Source organism: Sphingobacterium sp. Lzh-3, from assembly GCF_046764375.1.
In the GTDB taxonomy this organism is placed as follows: Bacteria; Bacteroidota; Bacteroidia; order Sphingobacteriales; family Sphingobacteriaceae; genus Sphingobacterium.
The window spans coordinates 1,067,962-1,082,768 of the sequence record NZ_CP177226.1; the positions used below are offsets into that span (position 1 = coordinate 1,067,962).

Annotated in this window: 6 protein-coding genes; all 6 read right to left on the reverse strand. The window is 39.3% G+C overall.

Translation table 11 applies throughout. The features are described 5' to 3' along the window. Positions 1-8 precede the first annotated feature (8 nt). Positions 9-2,399: an FtsX-like permease family protein gene (locus ACLCDV_RS04370; protein ID WP_411972983.1), complete on the reverse strand. Its 2,391-nt coding sequence runs from the start codon at positions 2,397-2,399 to the stop codon at positions 9-11. Positions 2,400-2,450: 51 nt separating this feature from the next. Next, positions 2,451-4,844 carry an ABC transporter permease gene (locus tag ACLCDV_RS04375; RefSeq protein ID WP_411972984.1) on the reverse strand — a complete coding sequence of 798 codons (2,394 nt, stop codon included), beginning with the start codon at positions 4,842-4,844 and terminating at the stop codon, positions 2,451-2,453. 99 nt (positions 4,845-4,943) lie between these two features. After that, on the reverse strand, positions 4,944-7,334 hold the full coding sequence (locus ACLCDV_RS04380) for an ABC transporter permease (RefSeq protein ID WP_411972985.1): 2,391 nt from the start codon (positions 7,332-7,334) through the stop codon (positions 4,944-4,946). A gap of 215 nt (positions 7,335-7,549) precedes the next feature. Continuing rightward, positions 7,550-9,913: an FtsX-like permease family protein gene (locus ACLCDV_RS04385; protein WP_411972986.1), complete on the reverse strand. Its 2,364-nt coding sequence runs from the start codon at positions 9,911-9,913 to the stop codon at positions 7,550-7,552. Between the two features lie 32 nt (positions 9,914-9,945). Then, entirely contained in the window at positions 9,946-12,327 is a 2,382-nt protein-coding gene (locus ACLCDV_RS04390) for an ABC transporter permease (protein WP_333576164.1), read from the reverse strand. 63 nt (positions 12,328-12,390) lie between these two features. After that, a complete protein-coding gene (locus tag ACLCDV_RS04395; RefSeq protein WP_333576162.1) occupies positions 12,391-14,799 on the reverse strand; it encodes an ABC transporter permease in 2,409 nt (802 codons plus the stop codon). Positions 14,800-14,807: the final 8 nt, after the last annotated feature.

The following is a 14,807-nucleotide window of genomic DNA, read 5'->3' on the forward strand; positions in this document are numbered from 1 at the left end:
ATGAATATTTACTCGTTTCGTAAGCTATCTACTGGATTGTTTAGTGCGGCACGTATTGTTTGGAAATTGACAGTAATGATGCTGATCAAAAAGATGGCAAGCGCGGCAAGAATAAAGAACCACCATTGTACGCCCACATTGTACGCATAATCTTCGAACCATTTTTTTGAAAAATACCCCGCTATTGGACTGGCAATAAAAATAGCCAAGGTGGATAAGATGAGATAATCTTTTGAAAAGAGACGTGATATGTCGAGCACTGTTGCGCCTAGGACTTTGCGTATGCCAATTTCTTTGGTGCGCTGTTCGAGATTTTGCATAATCAATCCTGTGATTCCTAAGGCGGAGATCAACAATGTCAATGCACTGAATAGGATAAATAATTGCACTTGCTTGCTCTCTTTTTCATATTGTTTTGCAATCAAATCATCTATCCAATTGAAGGAAACGTGTTTATCAGGATAGGTATTTTGTATAATATGAGATACCGATCGAAAGATTTGTTGTTCTTGTCCTTTCCCTACTTTTATCAGAATATTGCCGTTTCCGTTGAAATCTTTTGCCAAAATCACTGTTGGTACTATTTTGCTACGAAAAGACTCACTATGGAAATCTTTAATGATTCCAACGGGGATAATTTGAAGGTCCTTATACAGGATACCGAGTTTGTCTATCCCAAGCTTTTTTGCCGTACTTTCCGTCACAAGGGCATTATTGATACCATCGTCTTCTCCCAGATCCATTTCTACAGGCGTATAATCTTCAGGAGTCAATAATCGACCTTTAACCAACTGGATTCCCAAAGTCTTGGACAAATCGACATCGCCACCGATGAAACTGACTTGGATATTTTTCCCTGGATCGTCCTTGTCGACGATTGTCTTGGCAAGGTAGCCCGACCCGATTGTCGGCGTCCAGGCAGCGACGCTGACCGATTCAACCCCGGTAAGTTGACCAATTCGATCTTTTATATTTGTATTTTGTGTACCCTTGTTAAAATAATCGATGTTCAGCACATTTTTGACTTCCATTCCCAAGGGAGCTGCTTGCATATAGCTGAGTTGGGACTTGATTGTTATAAGGCCAATGATGACGATAATGGCAATGCTAAACTGTGTTGTGATAAGCATTTTTTTGATAAGGACTTCTGCATTGGGAATTTTTGATAGCTTATTTTTTAAGGCATCTGAACTCTTAATACCGGAGATCAGCCATGCTGGATAAAAACCAATTAGCAGGCCAAGGGCAATTGCAGTCATCATAAATGCCAATAGCAACGGGAGCTGTATGGATTTAATATAAGCGAGATCATAGCCTATAAAGTGCTCCAGCTGGGACAATCCAAGTTTAAAGAGTACCAAACTGCATAATGCAGAAATAAAAAACAGTAGGATTGTTTCCAATAGCATCCGTCTGATCATTTGGGTTCGGCTGGCCCCCAATACTTTATGTATATGAAGTGTCCTTAATTTTTTAACTGTTCTTACAGCGTAAATATTAATAAAATTGATACAGGAAATAATAAAGACCAAAACGGCAACACCCACAAATATGTTTGTTGTTTTTTGGTTGCCGCTGATATCTACACTGCCTAATGGCTCCATATATATATCCTGAATAGGCTGCAGGCGAAAGGAAGTCACCTGTTTTGTGTTTGGACTGAGGTATCCTTTATACCAATGATTTAGTTTCTGCTCGAGATCTATTCTTGGTGTTCCGGGTTTTAGTTGTACAAATTGTTCGGTGTAGTACCCCGAGCCATCTTTGCTTAATTCCATCGATATTTTAGGCACTAAAGCAATGGCGGAAGCTCTGAGCGTTGAATTATAAGGAAGATTATCCATAACACCCGTAATGATATAATCGGATGGCTGATCGGTATAGGGGTCGGCACTTTGGATGACTTTGCCGATGACATCTTCGTTCTTAAAGTACTTTTCTTTGAATTCTTTGCCGATGAGCAAGTTTGTTTTTCCTTGGACCAGCTGTTTGGGATTGCCTTCGAGAACCTTGATGCTCAACATATCCAAGATATTTATTTCCGACTCCAAAACCTGTATGCCTATGGGCTGTGCTGAGCTTGCATGCGGTTTTAAATAATATTTTCTGGATTCTATCCGAGCCTCATTTTGAATCTCCGGGAATACTTGTTTGAGTTCCGTACTTAAATTAACGAATGTTCTGGACATTTGGTGTTCAAGGCCAGCAGTTGAATCTATGGTCACAATCCGAAAGAGATGATCCGCATTTTTCCAGCTTTTGTCATACGAGTTTTCTTCAATGACAAGAGCAAATACGAGAAGGCACAAGGAAAAACCAATACTTAAGCCCAAGATATTGATCCAGGTATATTGTCGGTTGCTAATGAGGCTGCGAAAAGTAAGTTTGAATGAATTCATGCCTTTCTTGATGGTTTAAAACTATACGAAACAAAGTTGTTAAACTTTGGGCTACTCATCGCGTAAACTGTCAACAGGGTTGCCTAACGCAGCCTTAATTGCTTGATAGCTTATCGTGGCCATACTGATCAGAATAGCCAATAGTCCAGCAATGACAAAATAATACCACTGTATCTCAATTCGATAACTGTAATCTTGTAACCATTTATCCATGGCCCACCAAGCAATAGGTGTCGCAATAAAAATAGCCACTACAACAAGTTTGATAAAATCGATCGAAAGCAAAGAGGTTACCTGGGTGACACTTGCGCCAAGAACTTTGCGAACCGCAATTTCCTTCATGCGTGTTTCGGCCATATAAGCGATCAGCGCAAGTAATCCTAGACAGGAAATAAAAATCGTCAATCCAGCAAAAACCATCGCAAGGGTACCTATTGCTTTAGTTTCCTTAAATTTCTCTTCGTAGGTTTTATCGATGAATTGATATTCAAAAGGATAGTCTGGATTAAATTTCTTAAAGATTGACTCAATCGTCTTTAAGTTGTCCGCTATTGCGTTGTTTGGATTTAAACGGTAGTGAATCGTTGTAAACCAGGCTTGCGGTCCTAATATCACCATAGGCTTTTTGTCTCCAAAAGGTGATCCAATGATAAAATCTTTGACTACACCAACCACCGTCCATTTGGTGCCATCGCCATCCACAATGCTATTGACCGGGTTTTTGAGGTGCAAACTTTTTACCGCGGATTCATTTAAAATCAAGGCAGTACTGTCTGTCGCAAACTTGTAAATATCGATATCCCGCCCCTGTATAAGTGTTAGGCCTAGGTTCTTTACAGCATCGGCATCGGTACTAAAGCGGTTGTAAGAAACCCGTTTGTCTTCTTCGGTAGGTGTGCCGGTAGTAAATCCCCAGCCATTGCTATAAAAGTCTGTTACAGGCGACATGTTCTTTGATACAGAAACAACCGCATTGCTGGCTAATAACTCATCCCGCAGGATTTTATAATTCTTTTCCAAGTCTCCTTGAATACTGCTATAAAGTAGCCCATTTTCATTGTAACCTCGGTCGCGCTGTTTGGTATATTGGATTTGTTTCGCGACAATGACTGTTGCGATAATCAATATAATAGCGAGACTAAATTGAATGACGACTAAAAGTGAGCGAATACTAAGGCCTCTTGTTTTAGAAACAAATTTCCCTTTCAAGGTCTTGATAGGCTGAAATGAAGAAAGGAAAAAGGCCGGGTAGGTACCCGCTAACACACCCGTAAATAAGGCAAAACCAATTAAAAAAAGCCAGGTTGATAAGTTTAATAACGATAGGCTTAGCTGTTTTCCCACCAGCTCGTTAAAAAATGGCAGGACAATAAAAACAAGTAACGTAGCTAGTACCATGCCGATCAGGCTAATTAATATGCTTTCAACCAGGAACTGCGCCATTAGGCTTGTCTTATTTGCCCCGATTACTTTGCGGACACCGACTTCTTTCGCACGGCGTTCGGAACGTGCCGTACTCAAATTCATAAAATTGATGCTTGCCACCAATAAAATAAATACACCGATCCAAGCAAATAGCTTGACGATATCGATACGTCCGGAAGTATAATTTCCTCCTTTTCCGCTATTGTAAAGGAAAGAATCTGGATAGGGGAAGGCAAAAATCTCACCCGTATTTCTTGCAGAAGTATAACCGGCAGCTTTATTACTCGTATTGATATGATCTCTCAGATAGGTTCTGATTTTGTCGTTAAATGCGTTGACTGAAGTACCTTCTTTTAACAGGACATAAGTAGTTATTGAATTATTGCTCCAGTTGTCGTCTACATAACCGATTATTTTTGCATATTCAAATGGGAGGAGGATGTCAAATTTGAAACTTGAATTGCTCGGAAGATCTTTGAGTACCGCTTGCACGGAGACCTGATTAACCGAATCTATTTTAACGGATTTTCCGATAGGATCTTCGCCGCCAAATAGAGCTTTTGCATAACTTTCTGTAAGGACAAGACCCTTTGGGTTATCAAACTTAATATTCTGTTCACCTTTCACAAAAGGAAGCGAGAACATCTTGAAAAAACCAGGATCTACAAAAACCGTGTTTGCAATTAATTTCTTTTCTTTAAATGTTGTTAAAAATTGAGACCCCTCATTATATCTGGTAAAAGCTTCGATATCTGGAAAATCTGCAGCCAATGAGGGTGCTAATATTTTAGGTGTATAGGCCCAGGCTGATTTTTCGCCTTGAAATTCGTCACGATTGCTCAATACGTGCAGGCGATCACCCTTTTCATGAAAGCGGTCCATGGTTAACATGTTCTGCAACCAAAGTGCTATAAGTAATGCTCCGGCCATACCGATCGCCAATCCAATGATGTTAATCAAGGAGAAGGATTTGTTTTTCATCAGGCTCCGCCATGCTATTTTGATGTAATTTTTAAGCATATCTGTCGTATTTTTATCGATAAATAGAAAAAACTTGAATTTTAAAGGCCCAGCTTGTTATTTATCAGATGTCTTTATTTTTAATAACTACTTCTACAATTATTCATCCCTTAAACTATCCACGGGATTGGTGGTTGCTGCTTTTACAGTTTGAAAACTGATGGTTATAAATGATACCAGTAATGCGCTGATTCCAGCTAGGATAAATACCCACCAGTCCAACGTAATGTGATAGGCAAAATTTTCTATCCAGCGATGCATAGCAAACCATCCCAATGGTATACTAATCAGCAAGGCAGAGCAGACTAAAACCATAAAATCAATGCTTAATATCTTGACAATCTTGGTCGTTGAGGCACCGAGTACTTTACGTATACCTATTTCCTTGAAGCGTTGTTGTACGGCATATGCAGATAATGCAAATAATCCCATGCAGGCAATAGCAATTGTAATGATGGAAAATAGCTGCATGACCCGTGTTGTTTGTTGATCCTTTAGATACAGCTTGTTGTAGTCATCATTGAGAAAATGATACTCGAAGTTATTTTTTAAGTCAATATCTTTGATGACAGACTTAATTTGAGCTAATGCATCTTTAATTGGTGTATCTGGATTGAGCCGAATAAAGATGTTGCCAAAATAATAATACTCGGGAAAGAGTACGATCGGTTTGACTTCGTTGTGTAATGAAGCAAAGTTGAAACTGGCTACGACCTGTTTGATGCTTCCTTTACGTCCGTTTAAGTTGATTTTCTTTCCGATAGCTTGTTGAGGAGTAAAGCCCATGGCAGATGCCGCTAGTGTATTTACAACGAAACTATATTCAGGTGATATGCTATCCCGTGCACGTAAGATGTCGGTATCTGAAAGCGGTTCGCCGGCAACAGACTGAATGTGAAACACGGAGACGAAATCTTTTTCGATTGGGATTGCAGTAACATTCATCTCAAAATCGCTAGGCTGGCCTTCTACTTCGCCAACAGTGTACCCCCCATGGATATTCACGGGATTATCATAGGAAGCCGTTACACCTTGAACACTATTAAGTTGTATTAACTTTTCTTTTAATAGCTGCCTTTCTTTATCTTGCCATCCTCGGCCATCAATGACCAACATATCAGAGCGATCCAATCCAGTGTTTTTAGACTGGATAAAATCCATCTGTCTACTCGCAAATAAGGTGCAGATAATAAAAAATATAGAGATACTGAATTGAAAAGTAACGAGTATCTTGCTCAAAGATATACCACTTTGTCTTTCGGTCAATTTTCGCTTAAAAATGGAAATAGGTTTTGAGCTTGCTATTGAATAGGCTGGCCAGCCACCTGACAGCAGCGTCAACAAGGCTATGAAAACAAGTAAAATCGTATAAAACCGAGGGTCAGTCCATACGGTTAATTTCATTTCGGTACCCATAAATGAACCGAATACGGGTAATAAAAGTACTGTAGTCAGAAGACTAAAAGCAACCGCTAGAAAGACCATGATGCTACATTCAAAAAAGAACTGAAAGAATATCGTTTTCCTTGCGGCACCTAAAACTTTCTTGACACCAATTTCTTTCTTTCGTTCAAGTGCATGTGCTAGAACCAAATTTGTAAAATTGATGCAAGTTAACACAATGAGCGCAGCACCTAATGCTATTAAAATATAGATATAGGTAATGTTTCCGGACCCGGCTGCTTTGGAATGTAGGTGGATATCAGTCAATTTTTCAGCTACGAATCGAAATTGATAACCCTGTTTTGTCGCTTCTGCAAATTTGGATTTTGTCATTTGATCCAATTTCTGTTGGACGATATTGAGCTGATCTTTATTTTTTAGAAGAGCGATGGTAACATCATTGGCAGAGGACCAGGCCATTTCTTTATAACGTTCCAATCCTTTGTTGGACAGGAGCGCAGAAAAATTCATTTGTGTATTGGTTGGTAGGTCTTCTATGACGCCAGTTACTTTCCAGTTGACATTATCGATGGATAGGATTTGACCAACAGCCGATTGATTCGGGAAATATTTTTCTGCTAATTTCTTTGTCAATACAATCTGATTGGGCGCTGCTAATGCTACTTTCGAATCCCCCTCAATAAAGGTATAACCTAAAGTTTTAAAAACATTTTGGTCAGCATAAAGTAGGTCTTTTTCAGTTATTAGTGCCTCTTTGGATTCTATTTTACCGCCTTTGGAATAGCTGTAGAATCTGGTTGCCTGCTCTACATCTGGAAATTCAGCTTGTAAAGCCGGAGCTAAACCGGTCGGTGTAACCGAGGAATTTACTTCTTCTGTGCTATTCGGCGATTTATAGGTAAGACTAAGATAAGCAAGACGGTCTGCATTGGGAAGGAAACGCTCATAACTGGATTCATGGTATATATACGCTGCCAACAATAGGAAACATGTTATTCCGATGCTGAGGCCAAACATATTTAAAAGAGAAAATCCTTTGTTTTTTCTGATATTCCGCCAAGCAATTTTAAAATAGTTCTTTAACATGGTTATGAGCATTTAGACTGTTAATTAGGCTATATTCTTGTCACTTAGCTCGCTTTAGTAGAAGACTCCGTTATTCGAAAAATAGCAAAGCCAAGTAGTTCAATTCGTTTGCCATAAATATAATGTATTGATTTTTAAGTTTTTGGTGTGTTTTTATGGCGGTTTTAAATGTTCGGAAACGGACAGTATAGTGTCCGTCCCCGAACAAATTGGTCTTATTCGCTTCTTAAGGTTTTTACAGGATTTGCTAATGTTGCTTTAATCGCTTGGTAACTAACGGTTAATAAGGTGATGATTAGTGCGGTTAAGCCTGTGATAGCAAAGACCGTCCAAGTAATAGATATGCGGTAGACATAGTTTTCAAGCCAAGATTCCATCAAGAGGTAAGCTAAAGGGGCTGCGAGTAAAAAGCCAATGCCTGTGAGCCAAATGTATTCTGTGGAAAGTAGTCGCCACAAGCCAAGTTCTGATGCACCCAATACTTTACGAATACCGATTTCTTTTTCTCGTTGCTCCGTAAGAAAGGAAACAAGCGCGTAGAGACCAAGACATGAAATGAGTATGGCCAACCCTGTAAATAAACTGGTTAAGCTCTTGATCATTTCCATATGTTGGAACTCTTTGGCATATTCCTGATCCGTAAAGGTATAATCAAAAATGAGATCAGGATCTATGCGATTGAACGCTGTGGAAATCGCTTTTAGGTTTTGTTTGGGATCTTGATTTTCATCCAGTTGAAGCGTTATTTTATTCTTTGGTAAAAATTTTAGAAAATAAGCCGTCGGTGTAATGGATTTGAAAGGAGATTCGGAAAGCGTATTTTGAATAATACCCAAGATGTGGTAATTGATACCGGCACGTGAAAGCTGTTTGCTGTTTAGATCGGTAACTCCCATAAATTTGGCCGCCGCTTCGTTTAGAATAACAGCCGTTGAATCTGTTTTGAAATCTTTTGAAAAATTGCGCCCTTTTATAAAATTCCACTGTACAGTATTCGCGAAGTTTTCATCTACGGTGAAGATCCCCATGATCGCACCGTCTTTGGAATCATTACCTTGCCAATTAAAGCCACCACCTGTTAAGGATAGGTGGTTCACAAAGTTGGAAGAAAGGGCTGCATCTGCCACAAGACGCTGACCGATCAGCTCTTTTCGAAGTACATCAAAGTTTTTGACGATAGTTGAATTGGATGAAGTAATGTTTATCAAATTTGAACTTTTATAACCTATTGGACGATCCTTTGTGTAATGCAGTTGCTGAATCACCAGATAAGTGGATATCATCAGGAAAATAGAAATAGCAAATTGCACGATGACCATTGCCTTTCTACTTCTTGATCCGCCTTTTCGGCTGTTGATTTTACCTTTAAGTGCAAGAATAGGATTAAATGCCGATAAAAATAAAGCTGGGTACATACCTGCTAAAAGACCTATAACGCCTATTCCTACTAGGGAGTAGCCATAGAAACGAATATCGGCAAAAGGGATATGCAGTGTCGTATGTGTAATCGTTTTGACCCAAGGCAAAAGCAATGTAGCGAATAGAACAGCTAACAAAAATGCGCAGGCTACAGCGAGGATTGACTCAACAAGAAAGCCTGCAATAAGCTGCCGGCGATTGACGCCAACAGACTTTAAAACCCCGATTTCTTTTCCTCTTTTTAGGCTTCTTGCCGTACTCAGGTTAATGAAATTGATACTGGCCAATAAAATGATGAATACGCTTATCCAAACAAACATCCATACATATTGAATCTGTCCGCCAACGTTCTTTCCATTCTTGAACGAATCATATAAATGCCATTTGGACATCGGATGTAACAGGATCTCAGGTTTTATATCCGTCAGTTTTTTGTTGATGATATTTGTTAGTTTATTTTCCAAAGCAGGAACAAAGGCATCATTGTCTATCTTGGCGAAAGTGCTGAAATAGCAGCTGGACCAGCTTTCTTCAATACCTTGGTCTTTTGCAAGATAATCGACAAAGGGCAATATATAATCTAAGCCATAAAAAGTATTGTTTTCGGGAATATCTTTATAAACACCTTGAACAGTATATTGTTCTTTGCCATTTAATTGAAGTGTTTTCCCGATGATATCTACCTTATCGAACAGTCGTTTTGCTAAGGATTCTGAAATTATGATGGTCGATGGATTGCTCGGTGTGGTACTATTTCCTTGTACAGATTCGAGAGAAAATAATTCGGCAAATTTTCCCATGGCGTAAAACCCCGGTGCATTAAGCTTCTTATCACCTACCTTAAGATTATTGCTTTCCATATTCGTGACCAGTGCTGCATCTTGCATTTCATTTTTGAAATCAGACGCGATCGTTTTGACCAAGGGAATAGGGGTGGAGCGATCAGTAGATTTCTCATCATTGAAAGTCCCAGTCATCATGACCTGATAAATATGCTGATAATTGCTATAATGCTTATCAAAAGAAAATTGTTTCAGTACCCATAATGTACTTATCAGAGCAACAGTAAACCCTAGTGCTAATCCCAAAATATTAATTGTCGTATTTAAGGGACTGCGCTTCAAATTTCTCAACGCTGTTTTTAGGAATAATCGAATCATCTTATGGTGTTGTATTGGTTCTCAAATATAAACTATTCATCGTGCAAGCTTTTTACAGGATTGGCGTATGCCGCCTTGATGGACTGGAAACTCACCGTAAATAATGCAATAGCAATGGTTATCCCCGCCGCATATAGAAATATGGTAAATGGGAGAGTCGTTCTGAAGGCAAAGCCATTGAGCCAGTTTATGCTGAAATATACAGCGATTGGTACCGCAATGACGTTGGCTAAAATGACTAACAGTAAAAATTCTTTGTTTAACAATCGTATAATACCGAATACCGTAGCGCCAAGGACCTTTCTGATACCAATTTCTTTGGTTCTAACCTGCGCTGTATAGGTGCATAGTCCTAAGAGTCCTAAGCAGGAGATGACGATGGCGATCAGGGCAAAAAAATTGAATAAGGAGCCTTGTTTCTGCTCATTCGTATATTGCTTTTGATAGCTTTCGTCCAGGAAGCTGTAATTCATCGGCATATCATCATAATAACTTTTCCAGATCTGTTGCAAGGAGTTTAATGCGGATTTTGTACCAGAAGTTGTTGTTTTAAGGTATAGTTGCCAGCAATCTTTCGGGCTATATTGGAATACCATAGGCTCAATCTTTTGTCTAGCGCTCGCATAATTGAAATCTTTTACAACCCCAATAATAGTTCCCGTAACTGTTCGAATGCGTAAGCGCGTGCCAATCGGATCTTTTAGCCCCATTTCCCGCGCTGCCGATTCATTGATTATGAAATGTGTTGAATCTGCTATGGAGCCCGTAAAATTACGACCTTGCGTAAGTTTTATCTTAAAAAAGTTAAGTGCAGATTGATCGGCGTATGTCATATTGAACCAAAGATTTGATTTGCTGGGTTTTCCTTCCCAATCGTTGTCCCCAGTTGAAACACCACCATAAACCATATCCCGGCCAAGACGGATAACATCATCAATATCCTTGTTTTTTAGAAGTTCGGTTTTGACAGCATCAAAATGATTGGACATTTTTGGTGCCATAGCAACTGAAATAATATGATCCTTTTCGTAGCCTAAATTTTGATGTTTTATAAAATCCAATTGACGGCCAATAACAATTGTTAGCGTAATAAGGATGATCGAAACTGTGAACTGTAACACAACCAATATTTTTCGTGCACTGGAATTTTTTATGGTAAATCGGCCTTTAAGTACTTTAATCGGATCAAATTTCGATAAAAGCAGGGCAGGGTATATACTTGTAAGTGCAAGTGTTCCCACAAGCATGATCAGCACGCTTATCCATAGTGTAGGATTCAAGAGTTGTATGGAAATCTGCTTCCCCGAGAAATTATTAAATAAGGGGAGACCAATAAATACGAAGGCAAGTGCCAATGCTGATGCAATGACAAATAGTATGGTTGTTTCCAATATAAATTGGAAAAAAAGTTCCTTTTTACCTGCGCCGATAACTTTACGTATCCCTACTTCTTTGGCGCGCGACAACGACCGTGCAGTAGAAAGATTGATATAGTTAATACTTGCAATTACAAGAATCATAATCGCTACACCTATAAAAACTCGAACATTGTCAATTCCTGCATCACTCCCATCCATTTGGTAGAGATGCACCTTTGCGAGTGCTTGTGTAACGTATGGGACAGGGGCATCCTCAGGTTTGTTCCTTTCGTGTATCGCCTGTAGCTTTTTTGAAACTGTGGCAAGATTTGCGTCAGGCCTCAGCTGCAGATAGGTTTCGAATGAAAAATTGGACCAATCTTCATCCATGGAAGATAGAAAGGTCTTATTATCATAGGTCGTTTTATTTTTAATGTAGGCCTGTTCGTTAAACCTTGAAATAGGAAGCAATACCTGAAATTGAAAGGTTGAGTTTTCAGGATAATCGGCAATCACACCTGAGACAACACAAAGATCCTCAATACCCAACGTTACGGTTTTTCCAATTGGATTTTCATCGCCAAAATAACGGTGTGCGGTACGCTGGGTGATGACAATTGAATTGTTATCACGAAAAGGTTGACTTGAATTGCCCTGAAGTAATGGAAAATCGAAAATAGTAAAATAACTGGGGTCTACAAACGCAAAATTCTTTTCATTAAACCTTTTCTCTTTGTATTTAAGCGCGGCATCTCCAATCTTAAAAATACGGACTGCATCTTGGACTTCAGGAATTTCCTTTTTTGCAAAATTTCCAACCGGAGCAATGATGGATCCAAAGATTCGTTTTGATATCCCCGTTCCTCCTTCTATTCCAATTTTGTAAATGGAGCGCTGATGTTTGTGGAATCGGTCAAAGGACAGCTCATCTTGTATCCATAGCAATAGGAATATCCCCACAACCATTCCTGCGGTTAATCCTAAAATATTAATGGCACTGTAGAATTTATTCGAAAAAATACTTCGCCATGCGGTTTTTATGAAGTTCTTTATCATCGCTGTAGGGTTTAAATTCTTAATTCATGTCAAAATGATCGCTCTATTGTTTTATCAACTGATCTATTCGTCCCGTAAACTATTTATTGGATTTGCTTTTGCTGCAAAGACACTTTTGGTTGAAAGTACAAGACTGGCAAAGGCGATCAACCCTACGGCTGACAGCCCGAAAATCCAAGGACTTATTGTGGTTCGGTAAACAAAGTCGTTCAGCCAGCTATGCATAAAATAATAAGCAATTGGAAAAGCTACTATACAGGCTATTGCAACCAACGACAGCAAATTCCGAAGTAATAAAAAGGTGATCTGGAACACAGAGGCCCCCAATACTTTGCGAATTCCAATTTCCTTTGTGCGCTGATTTGCAGTAAATATGGCAAGTCCAAATAAGCCTAATCCAGCAATTAGCACAGAGAGTCCTACTGCCCAAGAAAGGAGCTTAGACAGCTGCTTCTCTTGCGTATAGAAGTTCTGGATGACCTCGTCTACAAACCGTAGGTCCAATTCATCATCGGGGAACACCGATTTGTAGCTTGATGTTATTTTATCAATGGCGTTTTTCCAGTTTTCGGGATGCGATTGATCCAAGGCAATATGGAGTACATATCCTTCTTTACTGCCTGTATAAAGAACTGGCTTAACCCCTTGTCGTGCTGAAGCCAAATCAAAATCTTCCATCACACCAACGATGATGTTCTGTCCATTTTCGAAGGTTTTACCAATGGCATCCTGCGGGTTTTTGATATGCAGTAGTTCAAGTCCTTTTCTATTGATCAACATTTCACTTGTTGAATCCAATAAACGGATATTTCTTCCTGCTAAAAGCGGAATCTGATAGACATCTAAATAGTTTTCATCACCCGATCGGCTATCAAAAGTCAAGGATTCCTTATTTGGCGATTGATCGTAAGCGATTGCGGTAGTCATCCAGCCATTCATTGCAGGAGCGATATTCCCAAAACTTATGGCCTTGATATCTTTTAGCTTTTTGAGTTCATTTTTAAGAACTACACCTTTGGCGGAATTTTGGAACGCTCCAGGAATATATAGATTGACTATAGCATCTTTCTGGAAGCCCATATCTTTATGCGTAACATAATTTATTTGGCGAACGACGATAAGCACGCAGATCAGGAAAGCCTGGGCCATGACAAACTGGAAGATGGTCAGTGCTTTGCGTATCCATGCACTTCGGGAAAGATTGGTATTCTTTCCAAGCTGATTTTTGAGCGCTAGCACCGGAGCATATCCTGTGAGTACCCAGGCAGGATAAAATCCGGCAAGTAAGGTTACTAAGATCAACTGTCCAAATAGAAAGAAAACAATAACAGTTTTGTCTAGGCCTTCTACGCTTAGGTTTTTCGGAATAAATCCTTCAAAGACATGTAAGAACAATGGTAATAATAAGACTGCAAGTACTGTTGCAGTCAAAGTTATCAGAAAGGTTTCGATCAAAAACTGTTTGATCAATGTAGTTTTAGAACTACCCAACGTCTTACGAATACCCACTTCTTTGGCTCTTTCAATAGACTGAGCCGTGGATAAATTGATAAAATTTACGGCCCCCAGAGCTAAGAGGAAGACTGCAAGTAAAATAAGGTTGCGAAGCGCTTCCGGATGGGTCGCGTCATAATTAAATCTTGTATCAAAATGTACATCTGCCAATGCTTGTAATTCAAGCTTATCGTTGATTTTTTCACCTTCTTTGTATTTATATTTTTTAAGGAGATTAGCAATATTGCGTTCCAGAAGACGCGGATTGCTTTGTGCTTTTGTCTTGATGAGTACCTGATGTGAATCCGATATGCTGTTCCAAGCTTCCCACGTATACATGTTTTTTAAATTGTTGTCCCGAGGGATCGTCGACTCAGCGATGAAGCTTTCAAAATTGAAATCCGAATTATGCTGCGGATTTTCTATTACACCAGCGACCTGAAGTGGGATACTATCTGCATAGATGATGGTTTTGCCAATCACATTTGCAGGCGGTTCTTTTCCATAAAACTTTTCTAATGTTTTCTCTGTAAGGATAATATTTCCGGATGAATTCAAAGCCTTAGCACTACCAGCCAACCATTTTGAAGGGAAAATATCGAAATATTGACTGTTCGTGAATACCATCTTCTGTTCTTTTGGAAAAGTCTGGAATTTGTCTGTTGCCAGAGAAACTTTCAGTTTTTGGACATGGCTTCGATAAATCGGGGCTACGGCCTCCAAGTTGGGCAACTCTGCTTGCATGGTGCGTACCAGCGGTACGTAGACGCCGGCATTTTTGAACTCTCCGTTATTGACAACACGATAGACCTGTTGTCGATTGGGAACATGTTTGTCAAAACTGTAGTCGTATTGGATCATCAGGAAAATAACTAGCGTCGCTGTAATACCAATCGCAAGACTTGTGATATTGATAAACGTGATCAACTTATGTTTTTTTAAAAAACGATAGGCTGTTTTAAGTGAATTTACAATCATTGTTATTT

What these genes read in the sequence shown, in the direction of transcription:
- ACLCDV_RS04370 (WP_411972983.1), bottom strand. Translation starts at nt 2,399, where the DNA reads ATGAATTCATTCAAACTTACTTTTCGCAGCCTCATTAGCAACCGACAA.
- ACLCDV_RS04375 (WP_411972984.1), bottom strand. Translation starts at nt 4,844, where the DNA reads ATGCTTAAAAATTACATCAAAATAGCATGGCGGAGCCTGATGAAAAAC.
- ACLCDV_RS04380 (WP_411972985.1), bottom strand. Translation starts at nt 7,334, where the DNA reads ATGTTAAAGAACTATTTTAAAATTGCTTGGCGGAATATCAGAAAAAAC.
- ACLCDV_RS04385 (WP_411972986.1), bottom strand. Translation starts at nt 9,913, where the DNA reads ATGATTCGATTATTCCTAAAAACAGCGTTGAGAAATTTGAAGCGCAGT.
- ACLCDV_RS04390 (WP_333576164.1), bottom strand. Translation starts at nt 12,327, where the DNA reads ATGATAAAGAACTTCATAAAAACCGCATGGCGAAGTATTTTTTCGAAT.
- ACLCDV_RS04395 (WP_333576162.1), bottom strand. Translation starts at nt 14,799, where the DNA reads ATGATTGTAAATTCACTTAAAACAGCCTATCGTTTTTTAAAAAAACAT.